Below are 20,774 nucleotides of genomic sequence, written 5' to 3' on the forward strand. Positions count from 1 at the left end.
GATGCCGGCGGACATCTGTCCGCCGGGGGAGTTGCCTGCATCGGACCTTTGGTCCGCCCGGTTCAAGCCGACTTGAAGCGTGCCATCAATTCGGCCCGGCCCGGGTCGGTCAAGGTCGCGGCTGCACCGAATTCGAGTGGCTTGAGCAGATCCGCCGCCGGATAGAGGATCGGATTTTCCAGCACCTCCTTGGGCAGCAGCGCATTGACCCGCGCATCGGTGGAAGGCGCACCGTTGGCCAGGTGCTCCCTGACCGCGACTTTCCGGTTCATCAAATAGTTGAGCAAGGCATAACCCGCAGGCTTGTTGGGTGCATCCTTGGGGATTGCGTAGAAGTCGGTCCAGATCTCGCCGCCTTCCTTGCCAAGCACGTAGGCGATTTCGGGGCTGTCGCGGTGGAGCTGCGCCCCGTCATTGGTCCAGCACATCGTCATCCAGGCGTCGCCGGCACGCATCGACGGCTGGTAGTCGCTGGAGACCGCGAACAGATGCGGCTTGACCTTCAGCAGCAATTCCTCCGCCTTGGCGAGTTCGTCCGGCTTCAGCGAGTTGAACGAGAAGCCGAAATATTTCAGCGCGTTGCCGATCGTGGTCAGCTGGTAATCATGAACCATGGTCCGGCCGTCGCCCTCCGCCATCGCCGTGTCCCAGAATTCCTTCCAGCTCGTCATCGGCTTGGCCAGTTTCTTGGTGTTGACGGCAAAGCCGGTGGTGCCCCAATTCTTCGGCACAGCGTAGGTCACGCCGTCGATGGTGCCTTCCCCAGTGAAGCGCGGGTCTTCTTGCGAGCCGTCATAATTGGCAAGCTTGGCCATATCGAGCGCTTCGATGATGCCGAGCTTCTTGTAAGTCGAGATCGTGTAGTTGGTTGGAACGAAAAGGCTCCAGCCCGAGGCGCCGGCCTGCAGCTTGGCCAGCATCTCCTCGTTTGAGCCGAACACATTGACCTCGACGGCAACGCCGGTCTCGGCCTGGAAATTCTCGAACGTCGCCGGGTCGTGATAATTGGGCCAGGTGGCAATCGACATGCGGTCGCCAAGACCTTCCTGGGCGAAAGCCGGCGTCGGCATGATGCCGAGCTCGCGGGCCATCACCGCCGTTGCTATGCCCAGGCCGGTAAGGCCAAGGAACTCGCGGCGGCCGATGGAACCCCGCTTGAGGCGCATCAATTGATCGACGAACTTTTCAGGGCTTATCGGCAGTCCGTCACGATATGATTTCGACATTTTTGTTTTCCCTCTGGTTGGTTCCGTTATTCTCCGGAAACGCCAGCGGCGTTCCGGCTGCAAAGCCGATGGCAACGGGTTCACCCGGCTTGAAGAGATTTCCACCGCCAATCAGATGATCGGCCTTTGCGAGCAGCGTCCCGATGCCCTGGACCTCGATTGCATATTCCGCGGTCGAACCGAGAAAGATCCGGTTGCGGACAAGCCCGTTCAGCCGGCCGCTTCCGGGCGCGCCGAGGCTTAGCGATTCAGGGCGCAGGCTGACCGAAACGGCTTCACCCTGAGCCAGCGAAGTCCGCTTGCGCGCGGCAATGACAGTGCCATCGGCAAGCGCCACCTCGACGAGCTTGCCCGAGAGCCCGACGACCTTGCCGCTCAACAGATTGGTCTTGCCGACGAAATCGGCGACAAAGAGGTCGGCGGGTTCGTCGTAGATTTCGCTCGGCTGCCCAAGCTGGACGATACGCCCGCCATTCATGACGCAGACGAAATCGCTCATCGACAGTGCTTCTTCCTGATCGTGGGTGACCAGGACGAAGGTGATGCCGATCTCGCGCTGCAGGTTCTGCAGCTCTATCTGCATGTCGGTGCGCAGCTTCTTGTCGAGCGCCGCCAGGGGCTCATCGAGCAGCAGCACCGCCGGCTTGTTGACCAGCGCCCGCGCCAGGGCGACACGCTGCTGCTGGCCGCCGGAAAGCTCATGGATCTTGCGGCGTCCATAGCCGGCAAGCCGCACCATGGCGAGCGCCTCGCCTGCTTTCAGGCTGATCTCGCGCGACGACAGGCGCGGCCGCGCCTGGCGCAGGCCATAGGCGATGTTGTCCTCGACATCCAGATGCGGAAACAACGCATATTGCTGGAACACCATGTTGACCGGCCGCCGATAGGGCGGCGTGCCGGCCATGTCGTGGCCACGGATGAATACCGCGCCTTCGCTTGGCTGTTCGAAGCCGCCGATCATGCGCAAACAGGTTGTCTTGCCGCAGCCGGACGGCCCGAGCAAGGCGACAAAGGCAGACGGCGGGATGGCAAGATCGATGCCGCTGACCGCGATCACGCTGCCGTAGCGTTTGGTGACCCCGCGAAACTCGATGTCGGGCACTGCGGTCAAAGCTGCGGGCTCCAGCGGCTAGTTGATCTCGAAACGCTATCAGAGCCAATGGCGGCTAGTATATACCTCCCAAGTGGTATATTTCGTCTATTTTCTCGTCTGGAGGGGTATGAATTGGGCGTTTCGCGCAGCGATGAATACAGCCGGCTCGCTGCGCTCATCGCAGCGACGCGGGAGACCAGCGGCGAGCTTTTCGGCAAGGCAATGGTGGCCTGGCTCCGGCAGCATGTCAGCTTCGATCATTGCGTGATCTTCGGCTATCGCGGCGCCTTACGCCCGCCGCTGCTGTTCGAGACATTCTCGCCGGCCGACAGCCACGTCTTCGTCGCGCTCTATCAGGAAGGGCCTTATCTGCTCGATCCGTTCCACCATGCTGCGGTCGAGCGCAAGGAAGGCTTTTGGCGCATGCGCGAATTGGCGCCGGATCGCTTCTATGCCAGCGAATATTACCGCTCCTATTACAGCCAGACCAGACTTGCGGAGGAGGTCGGCTTTTTTGTGCCGCTGCCGGGAAAGGACGCACTGGTGCTCTCGCTGATGCGATTGCGCGCTTCGGGACCTTTCGGAACCGCCGATGCGAGGTTGCTGCGCGACATGGCGCCTGCGGTGATCAATCTCATCAGGCTGCGCTGGCATGATCTTCCGGCCGACAAACCGGCAGAGACGAAGCAGGACGAAACGATTGCTCCAGTCAGCGAGTTCGAACGTGCTCACATCTGGAAGAGCCTCTCGCTCACGCCGCGCGAGCAGCATGTCGTCGATCTGGTGCTTCAGGGCCATTCCACGGAATCAATCGCCAGGGCGATGCGCATCGTGCCGGGAACCGTAAAAGTCCATCGCCGCAACATCTACCGCAAGCTCAAGATAAAGTCGCAGGCGGGTCTGTTCGCGCGTTTTGTCGAGATCATGGACGCACGGATTCGGTAGTCCCAAGTTCAGCCGGCAGCGCCGTCCCAGGAACCGGTTTCGGCCATCTGCCTGAGCAGAGGTGCCGCCCGGAAGACGTCCTCGCCGGTCTGCTGGTGCCAGTGATCCAGCCGCCGGATGATCTTGTCCACGCCTTCGCGGCTTGCCCAGAACATCGGCCCGCCCTTGCCGATCGGGAAGCCATAGCCGTTGACCCAGACGACGTCGATATCGGACGCGCGGGCGGCAATCTGTTCCTCGAGGATTTTGGCGCCCTCGTTGATCATCGGATAGAGCGTGCGCTCGATGATCTCCTCGGCGCCGATTGCCCGCGGTGCAATGCCGCGTTCAGCAGCCTTGTTGTGGATGAGCGCTTCGACCTCCGGATCGGGCAGCGGCGTGCGCGAACCGTTCTCATAGCGATAGAAGCCGCTGCCGGTCTTCTGGCCGAAATGGCCCTGTTCGCACAACGTGTCGGCGATGTCAGCCGTCTGGCCACGCGCCTTGCGGTTGCGCCAGCCTATGTCGAGGCCGGCGAGATCGCTCATCTGGAACGGCCCCATCGGCCAGCCGAAATCGGTGAACACCTGGTCGACCTGGCGCGGCATTGCACCCTCGAGCAGAAGCGCCTCCAGTTCCGCACCCCGCGCCGCCAGCATGCGGTTGCCGACGAAGCCGTGGCAGACGCCGACGACGACCGGCACCTTGCCGATCCGCCGCGCCAGATCGACGATGGTCGTCAGCACGTCCGGCGAGGTCTTGTCGGCGCGGACGATTTCCAGAAGCTTCATGACGTTAGCCGGCGAAAAGAAATGCATGCCAAGGAGATCTTGCGGCCGCGACGTCGAAGCGGCGATCTCGTTGACGTCGAGATAAGAGGTGTTGGTGGCAAGGATCGCGTCCGGTTTGGCCACCGCATCGAGCCTGCCGAATACCTCCTTCTTGACCGCCATTTCCTCGAACACAGCCTCGACGATCAGGTCGCAATCGGCGAGGTCTGCATAGTCGGTGCTGCCCCTGAACAAAGCCAGCCGCTGGCGCTTGGCGTCTTCGCTCAGCGACCCGCGGGTGACGGAAACGGCATAGTTCTTGTCGATCGTCGCCAGCCCGCGTTGCAATGCTTCCTGCGTTGTTTCCAGCAAGGTCACGGGAAGACCGCCATTGGCGAACGCCATGGCGATGCCGCCGCCCATCGTGCCGGCGCCGATGACGCCGACCCGGGCGATCTTGCGCCTGACGACATCCTTGCCGGCAAGCTTTGCCGCCTCACGTTCAGCGAAGAACAAATGCCGCTGCGCGCGTGATTGGTCGCCGGCGACAAGCTTGACGAACAGGTCGCGTTCGGCCGCCAGCGCTTCGTCGAAGGGCAGCGTGAGGGCGTTGCGGACCGACTGCGCACAGGCTATCGGCGCCTCGAGACCGCGCGCTTTGCCCGCAAGCGTTGCCGCCTCCTTGTCGAAGGCCGGCAAGTCGGCCTGGTCGAGGCGATCGTTGCGGTCGCGCACCGGCGTGAACGGACCGCCTTTCGCGGCCGTTTCGCTGGCGAAACTCACCGCTTGCGCGGTCAGGTCGCCATCGAAGACGGCATCCACCAGACCGGCGGCGCGCGCCTCGGCCGCATTGATCGGCGTTCCCGAAACGATCATGCTGAGTGCCTTCAGCGGACCAACCAAGCGCGGCAGGCGAACCGTGCCGCCGCCGCCCGGCAGCAGGCCGAGCTTGACTTCCGGCAGGCCGAGCCTTGCCGCTCGGTCGGCAACACGGAAATGGCAGCCGAGCGCCAGTTCCAGGCCACCGCCGAGGGCAGTGCCGTGAATGGCGGCGACCGTCGGCTTGGCGATGGTTTCCAGCACGGCGACAATGGCGCGCAATTCCGGCTGCTGCGCCGGTCTGCCGAATTCGGTGATGTCGGCGCCGGCGACGAAGGTCCGCCCGGCGCAGGCTATCACGATTGCTCCCACCGACGGCTCGTCCCGCAGGGAAACGAGCGCCCGCATCAACGGCTCGCGCACATGGAAGCTCAGCGCGTTGACCGGCGGATTGTCGATGGTCACCAGCGCGACGTTGCCGTGCCTTGTAGTGCTGACGAAATCGGGCACGCAAACCTCATACAATGATGTTGGCCAGGAGCCCGACGGATTTACAGCGCTGGCATGTGGATGGGAACCACATGTTTGCGGGCCGGATCGATATCCTCTCGCCGCCGGGTGGCCTTGCCTTAGCGCAGCGCCTTCTGCCCGCCGGCCGCGGTGATGACGCCGACGATGATCAGCCCGGTCAGCACCAGGCGCACGCCGACGCTTACGCCGAACGTGTTGAGCATGGTCAACAGCAGCACGAGGAACAGCGCCGCGCCCCAGACCCCCGGCACATTGGCCTTGCCGCCGGCTACCGACGTGCCACCGATGACGACGACCGCGATCGACGCCAGCAGATACTCATTGCCGATATCGACATTGGCGCCGCGGAAATAACCGGCGAGCAGTGCACCGTCGAGGCCGCCGAGCGCGCCCGACAGCGTGTAGGTGAGGAAGCGGGTGCGGCCGACATTGACGCCTGCCAGCCAAGCGGCGCGGATGTTCTGGCCGATCGCCAGCACCGAGCGTCCGTAGATCATGCGCTGCAAAACGATGCCGGCGCCGATGGTGAACAGCACGGTCAGGATCGCCAGCACCGGGATGCCGAACACCTGCCAGTTGGTGAAATCGGCAAAGCCCGGCGGCGGCTTGATCTGCAAGCCGCGCCCATAGCTGATGTCGACCGACTGGATGACGAAGCTGGCCGACAGCGTCGCGATGATCGGCGGAATGCGCAGCGCCCATATCAGAAGGTAGTTGACGGCACCGATCGCCATGCCGCAGGCAAGCGCGGCCAGCAGCCCGACCGCGATCATCGCATCATTGCCGTCCATGACCTTCATGGCGACAGCACTGGCAAGGCCGATATTGGCCGGCAGCGACAGGTCGACATTGCCCGGCCCGAGCGTGATGACGAACATCTGGCCGACGCCGACGATGACGGTGAAGACGGCAAGCGACAGCGCCGCCGTGATCATCCCGCCTCCGCCATAGCCGCCGGTGAAGGCGATCGTCGCCAGCCACACCAGCAGCGCCCCGAAGAACGACCAGATCCAGGGTCTGGCGAGCAGTGTCCGCAGCGAGACCATGCTCACCTCTCCCTGCGGCTGATCAGCACCCGGGCCGCCAGCACGATGATCAGGATGGCGCCATTGGCGGCAACCTGCCAGTCGGGCGGAATGTGCATGAACGTCAGCAGTGGCGATGCGGCCAGCGCCAGCGTCAACGCGCCGATGACGGCGCCGATCGGCGACACCCGGCCGCCGACGAACTCACCGCCGCCGAGGATGACGCCGGCGATCGAAAGCAACGTGTAGCCATTGCCGATATTGGCGTCGGCCGAGGTGGTGATGCCGATCAGCGCCATGCCGGACAAAACGCCGAACAGGCCGGTCAGCGCAAACAGCGCGATTTTGGTACGGAGCAGCGACCAGCCGGCGCGCTTGAGTGCGGCTGAATTGCCGCCCGATCCACGCAGGATGACACCATAGGAGGTGCGCATCAGGCCAAAGTGGACGACCGCCGCGATCAGCAATGCCGCGATGATCGGGAACGGAATGAAGGGTGGCTTGAAGGCCATCAGCGCCAGCAGCCAGTCCGGCGCCTTGCCGCCGGGCTTTGGCAGGATCAGGATGGCCAGGCCCTGCCAGACGAAACTCATGCCGAGCGTCACCACGATCGAGGGCAGGTTGCGCAGATGGATCAGCGCGCCGAGCAGCGCGTAGACACCGATCGACCCGAGCAGGATGACGACGCCGAGCAACGGCGCGTCCTTCAGCCATGTCGCCGTGACGCAGCCGACGAAGCCGACAAAGGTGCCGATTGACAAATCGAGCTCGTTGCCGGCGATGACGAACATCTGCGCGATCGTCGCCAGCGCGATCGGGATCGCCAGATTGAGCATCAGGCTGAAGCCGAAATAGCTGATGGCGCGCGGGTTGAGCCAGGCGATAGCGATGAGCACCAGCGCCAACGACAGTGCCGGCAGCAGGCTGCGCAGCATGCGCGCCCGCCTCGTGGCGCGAGCCGACGATTTTAGCCCATTCTCGATGGATGCCGCCGTCATCTCAGGCCGCGTCGCCAAACGAGGACTGGATGATCTTTTCCTCCGTCAGTTCGTCGCGACGAAGGTTGGCGACGATCCGGCCGTTCTTGAACACATAGATGTGGTCGCAATTGTCGAGCTCTTCGGTTTCGGTGGTGTACCACAGGAATGTGCGGCCATGGCGAGCCTCTTCGCGCACGAGGTCGTAGACTTCGAGCTTGGTGCCGATGTCGACGCCGCGCATCGGATCGTCCATCAGCACGATCTTGGCGTCGGAGCCGAGCGCCCGCGCGAACAAGGCCTTCTGCTGATTGCCGCCGGACAGCGAGAAGATGTTGTTGTTCATATCGGGCGTGCGGATGCCGATTTTCCGCTGCCACAGCTGGGCGAGCTCGGCTTCGCGCTGCGGCGAGATCAAGAGGCCGTTGCGCAATCGCGCCAGCGAACGGATGCCGATGTTCTCGGCGATCGACCATTGCGGAAAAATCCCGTCCGACTGGCGGTCGCCGGCAACCAGCGCCACCGGCGCGGTGACCTCGATGCCGGTCTTGGCGCGGGAAGCCGCGGCAAAGATCGCCAGCAACAGGTCGGTCTGGCCATGCCCGGCAAGTCCGGCAAGGCCGATGATCTCACCGGCACGGGCGATGAGCTCATTGCCGTCCTGCTGTCGCGCCGGCCGCGCCCGGACCCGCAGCGGACCGGGCTCCGGCTTGCCGCTGGCAATCTCTGCGGCGGCCTTCTCGCGCGCCTCCGCTCCGCCCATCGCCGTCACCAGCCTGTCGCGGTCGAATTGATCGGCCTGTCCGGCGGCGACCACCTTGCCGTCGCGCATCACCACGATGCGGTCGGCATTTCCGAGCACTTCGCCCAGCACATGCGAGATCAGGATGCAGCTCTTGCCGGCGGCGATGAAGCGGCGCACGAACGCCAGCAGCTGGCCGGCCGTATGCGCATCGAGCGAGGATGTCGGCTCGTCGAGGATGACCAGTTCGAGCGGCTCCTGGGTGACCGTGAAGGCGCGCGCCACCTCCACCATCTGCCGGCTGGTGATGGCGAGATCACCGACGATGTCGGATGCCGAGATGCTGTGGCCGGGGAAGATCTCGTCGAGCTTGGCCGCGATCAGATCGGCCGCCTTGCGCCGCCAGCCGAAGCCATTAAGCGAGGCGTGGTTGATCCGCGTATTCTCGGCGACGCTGAGGTTCGGGCAGAGCGACAGTTCCTGGAAAACGCACCGTATGCCGAGCTGCTGTGCGCGCGGCACCGAATAACTTGCCTCGACGCCGCCGCGGACCGCGATCTGCCCGCTGTCGGGGGTAAGCGTGCCGGCCACCATATGCATGAGCGTCGACTTTCCGGCGCCGTTATGGCCGACGAGACCGACGCATTCTCCGGCACGAACGCTGAAATCGACACCGTCGAGCGCCCTGACGGCACCGAAATGTTTTTCGGCGCCGCCCAGTCTTATGATGTCCATACTGACGGCGCCGAAATGTTTTTCGGCGCCGTCAGGCCTGATGATGTCTGCACTGGCCTCGGGCATGCCTCAACGATACCCGGTTATCTGTGGCGGCAACAATAGTGCCATGCTCACTTGATGTTGGCCTTGATCGCCGCGACGGCGTCTTCCTGCGTGTATTCGTGGCTGGCGACGCCGCCCTTCGGAATCTTCGGCAACGCTGCCTCGAAATCGTCCTGTGTGAAGGCGAGATAAGGAACCAGCAGGTCGTGCGGCACGTCGGTGCGGCCGTCGAGCACTTGCTGCGCCACCCAGAAGGCAAGCGTCGATACGCCTGGCGCGATCGAAGCCGACCAGGTCTGGTAACCGTCCTTTTCCTTCTGCTCTTTCCACCATTGCAACTCGTCCTGGCGATTGCCCATGATGATGGTCGGGCGCGGCTTGCCGGCGGCGGCAAAGGCCTGCGCCGCGCCGTAGCCGTCACCGCCCTGGTCGACGACACCGACCACATCCGGCAGCGACGGCAGGATCGTCGCTACGGCCTTCTGTGCCGTGGTCTGGTCCCAGTCGCCGGTCACCGAGCCGACGATCTTGAACTCGGGATGGGCGGCGACACCTTCGAGGATGCCGGCATGGATGGCATCGTCGATCGAAGTGCCGGCAAGGCCACGGATTTCCAGCAGATTGCCACCCTTGGGCTGGAACTTGGCCATCTGCTCGACTTCCTGCTTGCCCATGTCCTTGAAGTCGACGACGACGCGGTAGGCGCAGGGTTCGGTGACGATGCCATCGAAGGAGACGACGACAATGCCGGCGTCGCAGGCCTGCTTGATGGCGCCGTTGAGGGCATCCGGAGATGCCGCGTTGATGACGATCGCGTCATAGCCCTGCAGGATCAGGTTCTGCACCTGGGCTGCCTGCGTCGGCACTTCCTTGTCGGCCGTCGTGAAGACGTCGGCGGCGCCGACCACCTTGTCGGCGACTGCCTTCTTGGTGACGATGCCGTAGCTGTCCAGCATCGCCTGCCGCCACGAATTGCCGGCGTAATTGTTGGAGAAAGCGATCTTCTTGCCGCTGGTATCGGCAAGCGCGGTGCCTGCGGCAAGCATCGCTGCAAGGGCGCCCAAAACGAATATTTTCTTCATGTCATACTCCTCCCGTGAGTTGCTGTCTTACTGGTGGCTAATGGCTGGCTGGTGGCTAATGGCTGATACGCTCACAATGCTGTTTTTTATCTATTATCAGACAAATGCAGATAGCCAGCAAGCTGTCAACATCAATCCATGGCCGACGATCAACTTGCGGTGCAATCATTGAAACCGGTTCGACTCCTGGTCTAGGGATGGCGATGGAGACCGATTAAATGGCAGTGAACCTTGCCCCGGGTGCACCCGGCATTCCGGCGCGCTGGACGTCGAGCGCCAAGAGCGGCGTCGGCACCGCGCTGTCGCCGGCCTGCCCGATCTGGTTCACCATCAGCCACGGTATCCTCAACGAGATCTACTATTCCCGCCTCGACAGCGCATGCACCCGCGATCTGGGGCTGATCGTCACCGGACCCGACGGCTATTTCTCCGAAGAGAAGCGCGACGCCGAACATCGCATCGAACCCCTCGAGGACGGGGTGCCTGCCTATCGGCTGGTCAACACCGCAGCCGATGGAAGCTACCGGATCGAGAAGCGCGTCCTCACCGATCCGGAACGTCCCGTCTTGCTGCAGGAGATCATGTTCACGCCGCTCAAGGGTGCGGCCAGCGACTACCGCGTCTACGCACTGCTGGCGCCGCACCTCGTCAATGCCGGCATGGGCAACGCCGCCTGGATCGACGACCATGAAGGACAGCCTGTTCTGTTTGCATCGGGACGCGGCACCTGCCTGGCGCTCGCTTCGTCGCGGCCGTGGAAGACGTGCGCGGCCGGCTATGTCGGCGTCTCCGACGGCTGGCAGCAGCTTCGTCAAAGCGGCCGGCTCGATCCGGCCTGCCGCAGGGCCGAAGACGGCAATGTCGCGCTGACCGGCGAGATCGGCTTTTCGGCCGCGAACCCAAAAATATTGCTGGCACTGGGCTTTGGCACGACGCCGCAACAGGCGGCGGAAACTGCTTTCGCCAGCCTGAACCAAGGTTTTGGGCCCGCAGCCAGATCCTACATCGACAAATGGCGCCAATGGCAGGCCGGATTGCTGCCGCTGGACCGGCATGCGGTGTCCGCCCTCAATCCCTACCGCCTCAGCACGGCGGTGCTGGCGACACACCGGTCGTCGACCGGAGCAGCCGTGGCCAGCCTGTCGATCCCGTGGGGCTTCAACAAGGGCGACGACGATCTCGGCGGCTATCACCTGGTCTGGCCGCGCGATCTGGTCGAAACCGCCGGCGGATTCCTCGCCGCCGGCGACCCGGCGGAAGCCTTGCGCATCCTTGGCTATCTGCGCTCGATCCAGCAGCCGGACGGCCATTGGCCGCAGAACGCCTGGCTCGACGGGTCGGTCTATTGGCCGGGCATCCAGATGGACGAGTGCGCCTTTCCGCTGCTGCTCGCCGACGCGCTGCGCCGCGCCGGGCATTTGCCGCCTGCGGTACTCTCCTCCTTCATGCCGATGATCGAGCGCGCTGCCGCCTATGTCGTACGCAACGGCCCCGTCACCGGCGAGGACCGCTGGGAGGAAGACGCCGGCTACAGCCCGTTCACGCTTGCCGTCGAGATCGCCGCGCTGCTTGCGGCTGCGGACATGTTCGATGCCGCCGGCAAAACAGAGCCGGCAAACTATCTGCGCGAAACCGCCGATATCTGGAACGATCAGATCGAGCGCTGGACCTACGTCGCCGGCACCGCCGCATGCGACGAAGCCGGCGTCGAAGGCTACTATGTCCGCATCGCCCCGCCCGACACCGCCGGCGCCGCATCGCCGAAGGACGGCTTTGTGCCGATCAAGAACCGCCCGCCCGGTGATGCGGACCGCCCAGCCGAAGCGATCGTCAGCCCGGATGCGCTGGCGCTGGTCCGCTTCGGCCTGAGGGCAGCCGACGATCCGCGCATCCTCGACACGGTCAAGGTCATCGACGCGCAATTACGCTGCGAACTGCCGCAGGGGCCGCTCTGGTACCGCTACAATGGCGACGGCTATGGCGAGCATGCCGACGGCGCACCCTTCGATGGAACCGGCCAGGGCCGGCCCTGGCCGCTGCTGGTCGGCGAGCGCGCGCATTACGAGCTGGCGGCAGGGCGCAGGGACAGTGCGGCACGCCTGCTCGCCACGTTTGAGGGCTCCGCCGGGCCGGGCGGCCTGCTGCCGGAGCAGGTCTGGGACGGTCCCGACATGCCGGAGCGCGAATTGCGGCATGGCGGCCCCTCCGGCAGCGCCAAGCCGCTGGTCTGGGCGCATTCCGAGCACATCAAGCTGCTGCGTTCGCTGCGCGACGGCGCCGTGTTCGACATGCCGCCGCAAGGCGTCAAGCGCTATATCGAGGGCAGGACGGTGTCGTGCCTCAGGGCATGGCGCTTCAACCACATGATCCGTACCGTCCCGGCAGGCAAGGCGCTGCGCATCGAACTTCTGGCCCGGGCGGTGGTTCATTGGAGCAGCGACAATTGGGCAACCGTCCATGACACCGAGACCGCCGCGAACCTTTTCGGTATCCATCTCGCAGAGTTGCCGGTTGCCGACGCCGCTCCGGGCAATAGCATTGTCTTCACATTCTTCTGGTCCGATGCCGGCCGTTGGGAGAATGCTGACTTTTCTGTCGGCATCGGCGATACCGCACAGCCACTAGATCATCGATCCCTCAAGTAAGGCAGGACGAGACCATGCAGATAGGAATGATGGGACTGGGCCGGATGGGCGCCAACATGGTTCGGCGCCTGTTGCGCGATGGCCACGAATGCGTCGTCTACGACATTAACCCGGCGAGCGTCGCGGCGCTTGTGACCGCCGGCGCGGTCGGAGCCGCCTCGATGGAGGAGTTCGTCGGCAAGCTGACCAAGCCGCGCAGCGCCTGGCTGATGCTGCCGGCGGCGATCACCGGCCGGATCGTCGACCAGGTGGCCGCCCTGATGGAGCCAGGCGACATCATCATCGACGGCGGCAATTCCTACTATCATGAGGCCGTCGACCACGCCGGGCGCCTGGCCTTGAAAGGCTTGAGCTATGTCGATGTCGGCACCAGCGGCGGCGTCTGGGGCCTCGAGCGCGGCTACTGCCTGATGATCGGCGGCCCCGACAGCGCGGTGCAGCATCTCGATCCGATTTTGGCAACGCTGGCGCCGGGCGCCGACGCCGCTTCGCCCGCCCCTATCAAGGACACCGGAACCGCTCCCTTCGGCTATCTCCATTGCGGGCCGAGCGGCGCCGGCCATTTCGTCAAGATGGTCCATAACGGCATCGAATATGGCGTCATGGCCGCCTATGCCGAGGGCATGAACATCCTGAAGTCGGCGAACGCCGGCAAGCGGCAGCGCACCGCCGACGCCGAAACCAGTCCACTCGAGAACCCGCAATATTACCAGTTCGACATCGACATCGCTGAGGTGGCAGAGGTCTGGCGGCACGGCAGCGTCATCGGCTCGTGGCTGCTCGACCTGACGGCCGGCGTGCTGAAGGCCGATTCGTCGCTGACACAGTTCGGCGGGCGGGTCTCGGATTCCGGCGAAGGCCGCTGGACGCTGAAGGCGGCGATCGACACCGGCGTGCCGGCGCCGGTGCTGTCGTCGGCGCTGTTCGACAGGTTCTCGTCGCAAGGCGAGTCCGAATTCGCCGACAAGCTTCTGTCCGCCATGCGCTATGCCTTTGGCGGCCATGTCGAAAAACCCAAGGCCGGCTCGTGACGGGCGACAGGGAGTCACGCCCATGAGCCAGGAACGATCGGACACGCTGGTGCTTTTCGGCGCCACCGGCGATCTCGCCCACAAGAAGATCTTCCCCGCCCTCTACGCCATGGTGGCCAAGGGAACGCTGAACGAGCCGGTGATCGGCGTCGCCTTCGATCCTTGGGATATCGGCAAGCTGCAGGCGCGCGCCCGCGACGGCATCGTCAACGCCATCGGCAGCATCGACGAGAAGATCTTCGCAAAGCTCGCGTCGCTGCTGCGCTATGTCAGCGGCGACTACCGGGCGCCTGCGACCTTCGATAAACTGAAGACCGCGCTCGGCAGCGCACAGCGGCCGCTGCACTATCTGGCGGTGCCGCCCGCCATGTTCGAGGTCGTCGTCCAGGGACTGGAGCAGTCGGGCGCCGCCCAGGGCGCACGCCTGATGGTGGAAAAGCCGTTCGGCCATGATCTGCAATCGGCGAGCTGGCTGAACCGGGTACTGCATCTGGTCTTCGACGAAAAGTCGATCTTCCGCATCGACCATTATCTCGGCAAGGAGGCGATCCAGAACCTGCTCTATTTCCGCTTCGCCAATTCCTTCCTCGAGCCGATCTGGAACCGCAACTTCGTCGAGAGCGTGCAGATCACCATGGCCGAGGATTTCGGTGTCGAGGGCCGCGGCCGCTTCTATGACGAGGTCGGCTGCATCCGCGACGTCATCGAAAACCATCTGCTCAACATCCTCTTGCTGCTCGCCATGGAGCCGCCGGTCGGCCGCTCGGCCGACGATCTGATCGACGAGAAGGTGCAGGTGCTGCGGGCGATCCGGACGCTGACCAGGGACGATGTCGTGCGCGGCCAGTTCGACGGCTATCTCAACGAGCCGGGCGTGGCGCCGAACTCGCCGGTCGAGACCTTCGCGGCGGTGCGCTTTTTCGTCGATACCTGGCGCTGGCAAGATGTGCCGTTCTTCATCCGCGCCGGCAAATCCCTGCCGGTGCACGCCACCGAGGTCATCGTGCGGCTGAAACGGCCGCCGCTCGACGTCTTCGATCCAATCAAGCCCGGCGACTGCAATCACGTGCGCTTCCGCATCGATCCGCAGGTGGCGATCTCGATCGGAGCCCGGCGCAAGGCGCCCGGCGACGACATGGTCGGCGAGCAGGTCGAGCTCACCGCGCTCGACGATTCGAAGGGCGACATGCCGCCTTACGAGCGGTTGATCGGCGACGCTATGAACGGCAACGGCCAGCTGTTCACCCGCCAGGACGCGAGCGAGCTCGCCTGGCGCATCGTCGGCCCGGTGCTCGGCGACACCACGCCGCCCGCGATCTACGCGCCAAAGACCTGGGGGCCGACCGAAGCGATGACTGGATTCGGCCCGCCGAACGGCTGGATCAATCCATCGAAATGATTTCTGGGAGGCGAAAGCGATGGCCAAAGCGGTGAAGCGACCGGCACCCGACGCCGAAAAGATCGTGCTTGCGATCGATATCGGCGGCTCGCACGTCAAGATCCGCACCAGCGCCGGCGGCGACGAGCGCAAGACCGCTTCCGGACCGGAGCTGACGCCGCAGCAGATGGTCGCGGCGGTGAAGACGCTGGCCGAAGGGCTGCAATACGATGTCGTCTCGATGGGCTATCCGGGTCCGGTGCACCACAACCGGCCGCTCACCGAACCCGCCAATCTCGGCAAGGGCTGGGTCGGCTGCGATTTCGCCGCTGAGTTCGGCAAACCGGTGAAGGTCGTCAACGATGCGCTGATGCAGGCCGTCGGCAGCTATGAAGGCGGCCGCATGCTGTTCCTCGGCCTCGGAACCGGCCTCGGGGCCGCGATGATCGTCGACAACGTCGCCCAACCGATGGAGCTTGCCCATCTTCCCTACAAGAAGCGCGGCAGTTTCGAAGACTATGTCGGCGAACGCGGCCTGCAAAAGCGCGGCAAGAAGAAATGGCGCAAACACGTCTTTGACGTGGTCGACCGGCTTCGCGCCGCCATGCAGCCGGATTACGTGGTCATCGGCGGCGGCAATGTCGAGGAACTCGCCGACTTGCCCGCCGATTGCAGACGCGGCGACAATACACGCGCCTTCGAGGGCGGATTTCGACTGTGGCGCGACAAATCCCTGATTATCTGATATTGCTGATTGTCTGATATTATCGAGCACCGGCTCAGGGTTGTTAATCCCGCGCTGCCGTTAGTATTATTATTCAAAATAATGTGTGACGTGGTGCGGCGTCATTGCATTGCGCAGATTTGCCGACTAGGAATTTCTGCGACCCCCACGGACGGAGAAATAGATTGACCGACGACAACAACAACGCTCGCAAAGACATCGACCTGCTTGAGCTGACCGCCCATATCGTGTCCGCATATGTCGAGAAGAACCGCTTGCCGGCTTCCGGCCTCGGCGATCTCATCGCCAGCGTCAGCGCTTCCATAGGCGGGCTCGGGCAACCGGCAGTGCCGGTCGCCGCGCCGCTGACGCCTGCCGTCAATCCCAAGAAATCGGTGACGCCGGACTACATCATCTGTCTCGAGGACGGCAAGAAGTTCAAATCCTTGAAGCGCCATATCGGCGTTCATTTCGGGCTGACGCCCGACGCCTACCGCGCCAAATGGGGCCTGCCGTCCGACTACCCGATGGTCGCCCCCAACTACGCAGCCTCGCGTTCGCAGCTGGCCAAGGCGATCGGCCTCGGCCGCAAAGCCGCCCCGCCCGCGCCCGTCAAGGGCAGGGGCAGGAAGGCCAAGGCGACGGCCTAAAGCGTTCGGAGCAGGTCCGGTCGCTCCGCCAGCGGCAACGCCCGGCGGAGCGGAAATTGTTGATCCAGGCCAGATTTTTGCGCGCGCCCTGCGCTGAACTGCGCTAAAGGCTCTCTTGGCCGGACCAGCGCCCATCGTGGAAGTGCCCCGCCGGCCGACATCGCCGCCACGGGGCCTGATCCATGACCACAGAATCCCAAGTTCCGCCTGACCAGCGTTATGCCGCCTTTCGCCATCGGCCGTTCCTGAGCTACTGGGCGGCGCGCTTCCTCTCGACATTCTCCACCCAGATCGTGTCGGTCGCCGTCGGCTGGCAGATTTACGACCTGACCCGCGACCCGTTCGACCTCGGCCTTGTCGGCATCGTCCAGTTCCTGCCTTCGCTACTGCTGGTGCTGGTCACTGGCGACGTCGCCGACCGTTTCGGGCGCCGGCTGATCATGGCGCTGGCGGTGCTGGTCGAGGCGGGCTGCGCTTTGGCGCTTCTGTTGCTGACGCTGCGCGGCCTCTCCGGGCCGGTGCCGGTCTTCATCGTGCTCGCCATGTTCGGCATCGCGCGCGCCTTCTTCGGGCCAGCCTCCTCATCGCTGTTCGCCAATCTGGTGCCGCCCGAGGATTTCGCCAACGCCATCGCCTGGAACTCGTCCGCCTGGCAGACGGCAACCATCGTCGGGCCGGTCGCCGGCGGCCTGCTCTACGGGCTTTCGGCGGAAGCCGCCTACGTCACCGCGGCCGTGCTGATGCTCATCGCCGCCGTGCTGATCTTCACCATCCCAAAACCCGCCCAGCGCAGCCGGACCGACAGGCCGACGGTACAGACCCTGTTCGCCGGCTTCGGCTACATCTGGAGCGAAAAGATCGTGCTCGGCGCGATTTCGCTCGATCTGTTCGCGGTGCTTTTGTCCGGCGCCTCGGCGCTGCTGCCGGTCTATGCGCGCGATATCCTCGAACTCGGCCCATGGGGGCTCGGCCTGCTGCGCTCGGCGCCCGGCGTCGGCGCCATCTGCGTCGCCATCTGGCTGGCCGGGCATCCGATCCGCAACCATGCCGGCCTTGTCATGCTCGGCTTCGTCGCGCTGTTCGGCGCGTTCACCGTCCTGTTCGGCCTCTCGACCATCACCTGGGTGTCGATCGCAGCCCTTGCCCTGCTCGGCGCCACCGACATGTTCAGCGTCTATATCCGCGAGACGCTGATCCAGCTGTGGACGCCGGACGACGTTCGCGGCCGCGTCAACGCCGTCAACCAGGTGTTTGTCGGCGCCTCCAATGAGCTCGGCGAATTCCGCGCCGGCACCATGGCGGCGCTGATCGGCACGGTTCCGGCCGTGGTGGTCGGCGGCGTCGGGGCGATCGCTGTCGCCGGTCTATGGGCGGTGCTGTTCCCACAGCTGCGCAAGGTGCGTCATCTCAGGGGGCGAAACTAAAGCGCGACGCGCTTTAGTTCGTTTGTTTGTGCATGTCGTTTTCCCAAAACCGCTGCACACTTTTGGGCGACATGCACCGACTTCACCGCAGCGCCGGCTTGCCAAAAATCATGGGCAGGAACTCGCCGAGCCAGCGCTTGAGGTGCATGTCCCAGATCAGCCGGCCACCGAGATGGTCGCGGCCGGGCTGCGCGCCGGGCAATTCGAAGCGATGGGCGCCGCGCACCACCCAGCGCTGCATCATCGCCCGGGTCAATTCGCCATGGAACTGGATGCCCCAGGCATTGTCGCCATAGCGGAAGGCCTGGTTGGGGTAGGTTTCGGCCGTCGCCAAAAGCGTCGCGTCCTTCGGCAGCGAAAAGCCCTCACGATGGAACTGATAGACCATCTCCGGCCAATGCATCAGCCTGCTGCCTGCTTCAGTCGCCTTTAGCGGATACCAGCCGATTTCGACGAGGCCCTCGCCATGGCCCTCGACCCTGCCGCCGAGATGCTTGACCAGCATTTGCGCGCCGAGGCAGATTCCCAGCAGCGGCCGGTTCTCGTTGAGTGGAATTTTGAGCCAGTCGGTCTCGCGGCGGACGAACTCGTCGCCGTCATTGGCGCTCATCGGCCCGCCGAACACCACGGCGCCGGCATGGCCATCGAGCGTCTGGGGCAAGGCCTCGCCGAGCGGCGGGCGGCGGATGTCGAGATCGAAGCCTTCCTCGATAAGCATGTGGCCGACACGTCCCGAGCTCGAATGCTCCTGATGCAGCACGATCAGGATCTTTGGTCTCGGGCTTGGCTTGGGCGGCATTGGAAGGCGGGATCCTGTCTATTCGTCGCTTGACGTTCCGGCAGCACCTGGAGCTGCTGCGGCCGCCTTGAGGCGCGCCTCGACACGGTCGCGGCGTTCGACGCCGATCAGCTCGGCGACCCGCCAGACGGTATTGTCCTCGAGTTCGTGCAGCTCGCCGTCGGCATAGACGATCTCCCACATCAGGCCGATGAAGGCCTTTCGCGCCTCGGCGTCGAGATGGCGCTTGAGCACGCTGGTGAAGGCATAGAGGTCGATCGCCTCATTGTCTGCCCGCTCGCCGGCAGCCGCCAACGCGTCGAGTTCGTCGCCGCTGATCGAGTAGCTTTCCGCCAGCACCTTCTTGAACCGTTCCCATTCGGTATCCTGGCGCACCCCGTCGGCGTTCATCACGTGGAAAAGCAGGGCGGATGCGGCAACGCGCGGATCGTCGGCGCTGGCGCTGGCGCCACTACCGGACGGCAGGTCCCTTAGAAACGACAGAACGCGTTCGAACATCAAATCATTCCCAATAAGACCGGGTCCACTCGACCCGGATCAGAACAAACGAAACCGGCGCGTCGATTTACCCGCCTCGTCGTCGGGGTCGACGCCGGGGTCGTCGGGCAGCCGCGTCAACTCCTGCGCCGGCTCGACGGCTTCGGCATCGTCCGGCACCGCGGCAAACGCCGCCGCGGCGACCGGTGTCACATGATCCTCGCCGGCACGGTTTTCGGTCTTTGCTTCGGTCGCGGTGCCCGGTGTCTCGGCAGCAACCGCTGTGTGCTCGATCGCCTCGGCTGTTTCCTGTACCGGCTTGGCTGAAGCCGCAATTGCCGGCACCGATGCCTCCTGCGTATCCTCATCGCTGTCGATCAACTGGCCGAGCCGCTCCATCGGCGCTCGCCATTCGAATGCATCGAGCCTGCCGGTGATCGGCGATACCGGAGCCCAGCGGTCGGAGACGACGCCGTCGGCGACCCAGGCCGGGTCGCGCGGCGCTCTCACCGCCTTCGACAGCAACTGCCGCACCTTGCCCTGGTCGCCGGTCTCGGCCTCCTCGATATCGGCCAGCAGCAGATAGGCGCCTTCGCGGCGATCGATGCGGATGGCGGCTTCGGCCTCGCGGCGGGCGGTTGAAAAATCCTGCGCATCGAGCGCGGCGCGCGCCACGGCAAGCGAGGCCTCGGCATGGTTCTTCTTCAGGTCCTGCAGCTTCTTTGCCCGGTTCAGCCGGTCGAGCACGGCATCGCCGGGCCTGGCATGGGTGTAGAGCTCGGCGATCTCCGGGTGCGGCTCGGCCTTCCACGCCGCCTCGAGGATTTTCGAGCCCTTGCGCACGTCGTTCAGCCGAAACAGCAATTTCGCCGCGGCGACCGCCGCCGGCGCGAAATCCGGCCGCAGCCGGTTGGCTTCGAGAGCCGCCGTCCGGGCGGCATTGGCATCGCTGTCGATCAGCGCCTGCGCCTTGGCGGTCAGCAGCACAGCGCGGCGCCGGTTAGCGGCGTCGCGCTCGATCTGCCGCGTCGACTTCTGGGCGTCGACAAGTTTCAGCGCACCATCCCAGTCGCCACGCCCGGTCAGGTCTTCCAGCGTCGATTCGGCCGCCCAGGCCAGCTGCGGCGCCACCGCCGCCGCACGGCCGGCATAGTGGCGGGCTGCGTTGCGGTCGCCGAGCCGCTCGGCTTCGAGATACAGTCCGCGCAGGCCGAGCAGCCGCATTTCGGGATCGTCGAGCATGGTCTCGAACTTTTCGCGGGCGCCCTCATGGTCGCCTTCGAGCAGCGAGGCCTGCGCGTCGAGCAGCTGGATCAGCGGCTCCTGGTCGGAGCGGATCAGCTTTGCCGCTTCCTTGGTCTTCTTGCGGGCGAGCGCGCCGTCACCGGCGCCGGCGGCGATCATGCCGGTCGACAGTGCCTGGTAGCCGCGGTCGCGGCGGCGCACGCGGAAATAGCGCGAGATCGTATAGGGGCTGTTCCACAGCGCCTTGACCAGCCACCAGACGATCATCACCGCTGCAACCACGGCAACGATCGCCACCGCCGCGACCATCAGGCTGACCTGGTATTGATAGCCGTTGAAGGTGACGAGCATTTCACCCGGCCGGTCGGCCAGCCAGGCGAAGCCGAGCCCGAGCGCAAAGACGACGGCGAGAAAGGCGAGGATGCGGATCAT

At 64.6% G+C, this 20,774-nt stretch carries 17 protein-coding genes; 7 read left to right on the top strand and 10 right to left on the bottom strand.

The annotated features are described in order from the left end of the window. Positions 1-62: 62 nt before the first annotated feature. Together NKH91_RS08240 and NKH91_RS08245 are read right to left on the bottom strand one after the other, a co-directional pair. Positions 63-1,226 carry an ABC transporter substrate-binding protein gene (locus NKH91_RS08240; RefSeq protein WP_352845297.1) on the bottom strand — a complete coding sequence of 388 codons (1,164 nt, stop codon included), beginning with the start codon at positions 1,224-1,226 and terminating at the stop codon, positions 63-65. Then, positions 1,207-2,337, bottom strand: a complete 1,131-nt coding sequence (locus NKH91_RS08245; RefSeq protein ID WP_352788040.1) for an ABC transporter ATP-binding protein — start codon at positions 2,335-2,337, stop codon at positions 1,207-1,209. The genes NKH91_RS08240 and NKH91_RS08245 overlap by 20 nt, the downstream gene beginning before the upstream one ends. A 114-nt stretch (positions 2,338-2,451) precedes the next feature. On the opposite strand from NKH91_RS08245, the gene NKH91_RS08250 reads away from it, so the two are divergent. Beyond that, positions 2,452-3,264, top strand: coding sequence for a response regulator transcription factor (locus NKH91_RS08250; protein ID WP_352481005.1), 813 nt, complete (start codon positions 2,452-2,454; stop codon positions 3,262-3,264). Between the two features lie 8 nt (positions 3,265-3,272). Here NKH91_RS08250 and NKH91_RS08255 read toward each other — a convergent pair whose 3' ends face one another. The 5 genes from NKH91_RS08255 to NKH91_RS08275 all read right to left on the bottom strand — a co-directional run bounded on the left by NKH91_RS08255 (position 3,273) and on the right by NKH91_RS08275 (position 9,969). Then, the gene (locus NKH91_RS08255) at positions 3,273-5,342 is read right to left on the bottom strand and encodes a 3-hydroxyacyl-CoA dehydrogenase NAD-binding domain-containing protein (RefSeq protein ID WP_352845299.1); all 2,070 of its coding nucleotides are present in this window, start codon (positions 5,340-5,342) and stop codon (positions 3,273-3,275) included. Positions 5,343-5,461: 119 nt separating this feature from the next. Beyond that, the gene (locus NKH91_RS08260; protein ID WP_023721360.1) at positions 5,462-6,409 is read right to left on the bottom strand and encodes an ABC transporter permease; all 948 of its coding nucleotides are present in this window, start codon (positions 6,407-6,409) and stop codon (positions 5,462-5,464) included. Between the two features lie 2 nt (positions 6,410-6,411). Continuing rightward, the gene (locus NKH91_RS08265) at positions 6,412-7,386 is read right to left on the bottom strand and encodes an ABC transporter permease (protein ID WP_023721361.1); all 975 of its coding nucleotides are present in this window, start codon (positions 7,384-7,386) and stop codon (positions 6,412-6,414) included. Between the two features lies 1 nt (position 7,387). Beyond that, the gene (locus tag NKH91_RS08270; protein WP_352845300.1) at positions 7,388-8,908 is read right to left on the bottom strand and encodes a sugar ABC transporter ATP-binding protein; all 1,521 of its coding nucleotides are present in this window, start codon (positions 8,906-8,908) and stop codon (positions 7,388-7,390) included. A 47-nt stretch (positions 8,909-8,955) separates the two neighbouring features. Next, positions 8,956-9,969, bottom strand: a complete 1,014-nt coding sequence (locus NKH91_RS08275) for an ABC transporter substrate-binding protein (RefSeq protein WP_023721363.1) — start codon at positions 9,967-9,969, stop codon at positions 8,956-8,958. A gap of 218 nt (positions 9,970-10,187) precedes the next feature. On the opposite strand from NKH91_RS08275, the gene NKH91_RS08280 reads away from it, so the two are divergent. The 6 genes from NKH91_RS08280 (at position 10,188) to NKH91_RS08305 (ending at position 17,821) form a co-directional block, all read left to right on the top strand. After that, on the top strand, positions 10,188-12,614 hold the full coding sequence (locus NKH91_RS08280) for a glucan 1,4-alpha-glucosidase (protein ID WP_352950964.1): 2,427 nt from the start codon (positions 10,188-10,190) through the stop codon (positions 12,612-12,614). 14 nt (positions 12,615-12,628) lie between these two features. Further along, positions 12,629-13,645: a phosphogluconate dehydrogenase (NAD(+)-dependent, decarboxylating) gene (gnd, locus tag NKH91_RS08285; protein ID WP_352845303.1), complete on the top strand. Its 1,017-nt coding sequence runs from the start codon at positions 12,629-12,631 to the stop codon at positions 13,643-13,645. Positions 13,646-13,667: 22 nt separating this feature from the next. Continuing rightward, the gene (zwf, locus tag NKH91_RS08290; RefSeq protein ID WP_352845305.1) at positions 13,668-15,044 is read left to right on the top strand and encodes a glucose-6-phosphate dehydrogenase; all 1,377 of its coding nucleotides are present in this window, start codon (positions 13,668-13,670) and stop codon (positions 15,042-15,044) included. A gap of 19 nt (positions 15,045-15,063) precedes the next feature. Next, positions 15,064-15,768 carry an ROK family protein gene (locus tag NKH91_RS08295; RefSeq protein WP_023721368.1) on the top strand — a complete coding sequence of 235 codons (705 nt, stop codon included), beginning with the start codon at positions 15,064-15,066 and terminating at the stop codon, positions 15,766-15,768. 164 nt (positions 15,769-15,932) lie between these two features. Continuing rightward, the gene (locus NKH91_RS08300) at positions 15,933-16,397 is read left to right on the top strand and encodes a Ros/MucR family transcriptional regulator (protein ID WP_023721369.1); all 465 of its coding nucleotides are present in this window, start codon (positions 15,933-15,935) and stop codon (positions 16,395-16,397) included. 182 nt (positions 16,398-16,579) lie between these two features. Continuing rightward, a complete protein-coding gene (locus NKH91_RS08305) occupies positions 16,580-17,821 on the top strand; it encodes an MFS transporter (protein WP_352845306.1) in 1,242 nt (413 codons plus the stop codon). A gap of 82 nt (positions 17,822-17,903) precedes the next feature. On the opposite strand, the gene NKH91_RS08310 is transcribed toward NKH91_RS08305, so the two are convergent. The 3 genes from NKH91_RS08310 to NKH91_RS08320 are packed head-to-tail and all read right to left on the bottom strand — an operon-like array spanning position 17,904 to position 20,774. Then, entirely contained in the window at positions 17,904-18,620 is a 717-nt protein-coding gene (locus tag NKH91_RS08310) for a glutamine amidotransferase (RefSeq protein WP_352494083.1), read from the bottom strand. Between the two features lie 18 nt (positions 18,621-18,638). Beyond that, positions 18,639-19,118, bottom strand: coding sequence for a tellurite resistance TerB family protein (locus NKH91_RS08315; protein ID WP_352481012.1), 480 nt, complete (start codon positions 19,116-19,118; stop codon positions 18,639-18,641). Between the two features lie 39 nt (positions 19,119-19,157). Then, positions 19,158-20,774 (bottom strand): heme biosynthesis protein HemY, encoded by a 1,617-nt coding sequence (locus NKH91_RS08320; RefSeq protein ID WP_352845309.1) that lies wholly within the window; start codon positions 20,772-20,774, stop codon positions 19,158-19,160.

It is taken from the genome of Mesorhizobium sp. M0894, from assembly GCF_040319725.1.
Taxonomy (GTDB): domain Bacteria; phylum Pseudomonadota; class Alphaproteobacteria; order Rhizobiales; family Rhizobiaceae; genus Mesorhizobium.